Here is a 5,776-nt window from a genome sequence, read left to right as displayed (position 1 = left end):
TGATGAGGGGGTCGGGGGTGAGGAAGCGGTTTTCGGTGGGGTCGTAGAGGCGGCCGTTCATGTTGATGGTGCCGAGGTCGGTGTTCATTTCGTGGCCGGTGTAGCCGTGGGTGGTGTCGCTGGTGGGGGTGGTGGGGAGGCCGGGGCTGGTGATGGGTTTGCCGTAGGGGTCGTAGAAGAGGGACTGGTCGCGGGTGGCTGCGCCGGTGGTGCTGGTTTTGGTGGTGGCGGTGATGCTGCCAAGGTGGTCGGTGAGGTGGTATTGGATGGTGGTGGTGGTGCCGTCGTAGACGGCCTGTCCGATGATTCCGTCGGTGCCTTTGAGGTAGTAGACGTGGGTGACGGCGCCGCTGGGGGTGGTGCGTTTTTCATACAGGCCCGGGACGATGAAGGTGGTGCCGGTGGGGCCGGTTTCCTGGACGCGGACGCCGAAGGCGTCATAGCGGTAGGTGGTTTTGGCGCCGTTTTTCATGACGATGGTCTTGGGCAGGTCGAATGCGGTGTAGGTGACGGTGGCGCGGTCATGGCCGGCCATCTGGCGGCCGCGGTCGTCGTAGACGGGGTGGTCGCTGCCGGGGCAGGTGCGGCTGTTGGGGCAGGTGTTGGTTATACCGGTCAGGGTGTGGGGCTGGGTGCCGTTGGCCTGGCCGTAGGTGCGGGTGCTGGTGACGGTGCCGAGGCTGTCGGTGCGGTCGGCGTTGGTGAGGTTGCCCAGGGTGTCGTAGCCGTAGGTGGTGGTGGCCGGTGTTGTGCTGGCCGGGGTGGTCAGGTCCCAGGTCTTCAGCCGGTCCAGGCCGTCGTAACCGTAGGTCTCGGAGCGCTGGGTGTAGTCGTCTGCCTCTTTGCGGGTGGTGACCAGGCCGGTGTCGTCGTAGCCGTAGGTCAGGTCGAGCAGGGTGCGGCCCGCGGTGCCCGCGTCGGTGGCGTTGACGGCGGTGGTGTTGTGCAGGCGGCCGGATGCCGCCTCGTAGGAGTCGGTGAGGGTGATCGCCGCGGTGCCGGCGCCCATGACCGCGGTGCCCAGGGCCATGTTGGCCTTGCGGTCGGTGACCTTCCACAGGTCCTTGGCAGCCGTTTGTCCGGCGGTGATGTCGCTGACGGTGTCGGGGTAGCCGGCCGGGTTGTAGCCGTAGCCGAGGGTGAACCTGTGTCCGGCGGCGTCGGGGTAGGCCAGGGTGGCCGGCTGTCCGTGAGTGTTGTAGGTGGTGCTGGTGGTGTAGGTGGTGTGGTTGGTGTCGTCGCTCAGGTCGGTGCGGACCGGGCGGCCGAGGTTGTCGAAGTGGTAGCTGGTGGTGATGGCGTCGGGGCTGGTCGCGGAGGCGAGCTGGCCGATACCGCCGGGGGCGGTGTCCCAGACGAACGTGGAGGCGCCGTCTTCGGTGGTGCTGCGGGTCTTGCGGCCCAGGTCGTCGTAGTCGAAGGCGGTGGTATTACCGGGGGTGCCGTCGGTGTGCAGGTGGGTTTCGGTGTCGATGAGGCCGTCGCCGAAGTAGCTGGTGGTGGTCTTGCCCTTGTCCGGGTCGACCAGTGCGGTTCTGCGGCCGAGGACGTCGTAGGTCATCGAGGTGACGTTGTTCTTGTTGTCGGTGATCTTGTCGAGCAGGTCGAACGGCGCGTAGTGGTAGCTGGTGGTGACCGGTGTGCCTGAGGTGCCGGTGCTGGTGAAGGCGGTGCTGGTGACCATGCGCCCGTTCACGTCGTAGGTCACCTTGGCGGTGCGTCCTTCGGCGTCGGTGGCGGTGTCGGTGTCGAAGGTGTAAGTGTGGTCGGATTTCTTGCCGTCCGGGTCGGTGATCTGGGTCAGCCGGTCCAGGCTGTCGTAGACGTAGTGGGTGGTGTTCGCACCGCCGGACGGTGACGGCACGGCGGAGGCCACGGTCCGGCCGAGTACGTCGTAGCTGGTCTTGGTGGTGACCGGCAGGCCATCGAAGCCGGTGACGACGGCGGTCAGCGGGCGGCCGGTGACGTCCTGGCTGGAGGTGGTGGTCTGCGGTCCGCTCGTGATCGTGGTGACGGTGCCGTTGGTGCCGCCGGAATCGGGACGGTCGGCGTAGGAAATTGTGGTGGGGTCCTGTCCGTCGGCGGTCACCGCCACCGGCCGGCCCAGATCATCGATCTTGGTGAGAGTGCGCCGGCCGTTGATATCCTCGGACCCGAGCGTGGCCCCGTAGGCGGGGTGGGTCAGTGTCCATACCGAGGGGCGGCTGGCCGTCTCGTTGTGCTCCCGCCACGTTTGGACCGGCCAGATCTGCTCGTTCGGTTCGCCGGGGAAGGCCGGCTGCCCGCCGGGCAGGGTGTACTCGATGTGCTCGACCACAGGCGGCCGGTTCTTCGCCGAAGTGGTGACCTTCGTCAGCACGGCGTGGTCGTTGTACTGGTAGGACACCGTCTGCCCGATACGGTCGTCGGTGCTGGCCTTCTCGGAGGTGACGGTGTCGATTAGGCCCTGGGCGTTGTGGTGGTAGTCCACGCTCCGCTGGCCGTGGGTGGTGCCGTCGGCCGCGGTGCTGTAGGTCCTGGTCTGCGTCGCCTCACCGACCCGCCACGCGTCCACCGCCGCCTGGCTGGTGTCGTAGTCGGTCTGCGCGAACTCCTGGGTGCCGCCGCCGGTGATCCGGGAGGTGCTGGTGACGTTGCCGTAGTCGTCTTTGCTCAGTTCGGATGTCTGCGTCGTGTGACGTGCCGGCGTGGCAGGCACGCTGATCCCGGTGATGTGCTCATTGGGGGAATCCGCGCTCAGCGCGCCCCAGGTGATCCCGGTGGACTGCTCCCACTGCTTGGTGTCCTGGGTGTGGTCGAAGACGGAGGACACCTTGCCCGAATGCTGGCTGAGAGTCTGGTAGGTGTGGGTGGTCAGGCTGATCCGGGACGGCCAGTTCGGCGGGTTGGAGCCCTGACCGGGAGTCATGATCGGGGTGGCGGTCCGGACCGTTGCCGGTCGGCCGGCCTCCGGATAGATGCGGGCCCCGCCGACCATCACCGACTTGCGGTGCGCGAACGTGGTCACCGTCTCCGTCGGCCGCTGGACATCCCACTGCGTGAACGACCCGAATCCCAGGCTGCCCGCGCCGGTGACGTCCATCACCGGGTCCTCATAGCTGGTTTCCAGGACCCGGGCCGCACTGGGGGCGGTGGTGTTGACCTGGTGCTCACGGGAGGTGACCTTGCGGACCACCGTCATACCGTGCTTCGGGCAGACCAGCGGGAACGCACAGGTGTAGTCGCCCATCGCCTCCGGGTGGCTGGTCCATTGGTTGGAGTAGGTGACGTCCTGGCGATGCCAGGCCACGCCCTCGTCCTGGACGGAGGACAGGGTGTCGGTGAACCGCTCGTTTTGCTGCAGGACGTTCAGTCCGCCCTGGCTGACCATCACGATGTCGACTCGGCCGTCGCCGTTGAAGTCACCCAGCTGCGAGGTGGTGCGTCCCGCCGTGTCGTGCGCCGTGCCGCCGCTGCCCCACACATCCGCAGAGGTGAAGGTGCCGTTCCCGTTGGAGATCGAGATGTTCGTGCTGGCGGCGAACGACACCACATCGTCGCGCCCGTCGCCGTTGACGTCCGCGATCCGCACGTCGGTGAACTTGTCGTGCGGGATCACCACCGTGTGCGGGGCGGCCAGGCCGGCGCCGGTGTTGAACAACACCACCCCGCTCAGGTCGGGGATGGTACTGGTGGTCTTCGGCGGCAGCATCAGCACATCGGTCAGGCCATCACCGTTGAAGTCCCCGGAGAACGACTTGTAACCGGTCTGGTTCAGCGTCGCCTTGTGGAACGTCTTTCCCGCCTGCCCGAAGTCCTGCGACGCAGTGGTCATCGAGCCGAAGCCGTCATTGTCCCGCAGCGCATACACATCGGTGCTGCAGTCCACCCCGGTCCACTGCGCGGCCAGCTGCTCGGTCCGCCCGTCCCCGTTCACATCACTGACACCCAGGTCACAGCGGGCATCGGCATTGGTGACCTGGGGATCCTGGAAGGAGCCGTCCCCGTTACCCATGCGGACCGCCATCTTCGGCGCAGACGCGGTCCCGCCGTCGAAACTGATGAAGTCCAGCTTGCCGTCACCGTTGACGTCGGCGAAGTTCCCCGCCCGGGTGTCCTTCAAAGAGAACGGGGAACTCATCGTGACGAACTTCCCCGAAGCGGCGTCCCACTTCTTCAGCTGGGCAGAAAACGAGTGGGGAAAGCCCGGGTCGGTGCTGCGGTCGGTGGCGACCAGCACATCCGAACGGCCGTCACCATCGGCATCCATCACACGAGAAGAGCGGATATCGGTGATCGCCCCGACCAGCGGTGTCCAGCCCTTGGTATTATCAAGGTTCACCACACTGGTCAGCGACTTCCCGAACCGCAACTGATCGGGATTGGTCAGCCCGGTGCCGCCGCCGCGGGAATACAGCAAGTCGTCCTTGCCGTCGCCGTCCAGGTCCCCGACCCGCATCGCCGGAGCCACCGGCGAGGCAGTGTCCAGCACCGCGGTCCCCGCGCCCACCGGCGTGAACGACGGCACCGCGGACGGATTGTTCCAGTTGAACTTCTTCTTCTTCAGGCAACCGCCCAGCGGCCCGCACTCCTCCACCGACGACAGCAGGCTGCGGTGGGTATTACTGACAATGTAGGAAAGGTTGTACTGCCGCACCAGCTGCGTCGCCGCCGGATCGGGCGCAAACATACTGACCGTCTTCAAACGCTGCGTGTGCTCGTACCGCACACCGGCCTGATACGTCGACCAGCTGCCCGCGGAATCCGGCTCATACGTGAAATCGACATGCCGCTTCGGCGCCTCAGCAGTCCCGAAGCCCGTATAGTCAATCTCCGAGACAAGAAACTCGTTACGCGCCGCAGCCGCCGTGTCATAGACATACGTCACCGTATTCCCAGCACGGTCCGACTCCGCATCCAGCGTCCACACAATCCTACGCGAATCCGTAGAATCGGTCGCCACGATCGCCTTGTTCGACGAATCGAACCCCACACCCTGAACATTCCGGCTGCCGTAACGCGCTTTATACGTCCGCGTCACACCCTGCTTCGACGTCACCGTAAACTCCGCCGGGCCACGATCCTTCGACCCGCCGAACGCCCCGATCTTCTCAAAAGAATTCGATGCCGTACGGTACTCCGTCTTATCCGCACCATACACATTATCGGTATTCCCCGGCAGCACCCCCACCTGCACCAGACGCTGACCATCCAGACAGAACCGGTCAGCCTGACTGAAAGAAATACCAGCAGTCAGCCCGTCCAGCGCCTGCGTCCGGGGACACCGAGTGATCTGCGAAGAAGCACCCGCCAGCGCCCACCCCACACCCACCGGACCATTGCCGTCCCCGGCACTGGAATACTCCAGCGACAACGCCGGCGCCATCCCCGCCCGGCCCCCAGGCACATCCAGCGACACCGACTGGGTAAACGCACCCGAAGCCGACGCACCCCCACCCGACGGCAGATAACCCGCCCCCGCCGCCTTCGACACCTCCCCCGAAGCCGCCAGCTCGTTCTTCAGCACCGGCGGGTCCCCCACCGCAGCCGCAGCCACCGGGACACCAGGCCCCGCGAACGCAGTGAACATCGCCCCCACCGCCACCGCCACAACCACCGACGACGATGAACGTCTCCTACCCCTACCAACTTTCATGATCTTGAAAGTCCTTCCATCTCCCAGAAGGGCGAAACACCAGCCCGGGTAAGAGACAGGCAGCCCCCTACCTCTGGTACCAAACAGAAATAGCGAAAAACACCACCCACCACATGAGCAAAACCCACTCACCCTCCAAGA

1 protein-coding gene is annotated in these 5,776 nt (G+C 65.7%); it reads right to left on the bottom strand.

Annotation, left to right across the window (positions count from 1 at the left end):
- Positions 1-5,590 (bottom strand): FG-GAP-like repeat-containing protein (locus ABZT03_RS42680; protein ID WP_356049517.1); only part of this gene is annotated, 5,590 nt, incomplete at its 3' end.
- Positions 5,591-5,776 lie beyond the last annotated feature (186 nt).

Origin of the sequence: Streptomyces sp. NPDC005574 (assembly GCF_040605435.1) — a bacterium.
GTDB lineage: Bacteria > Actinomycetota > Actinomycetes > Streptomycetales > Streptomycetaceae > Streptomyces.
This window is presented reverse-complemented; position numbering and strand designations above follow the sequence as displayed.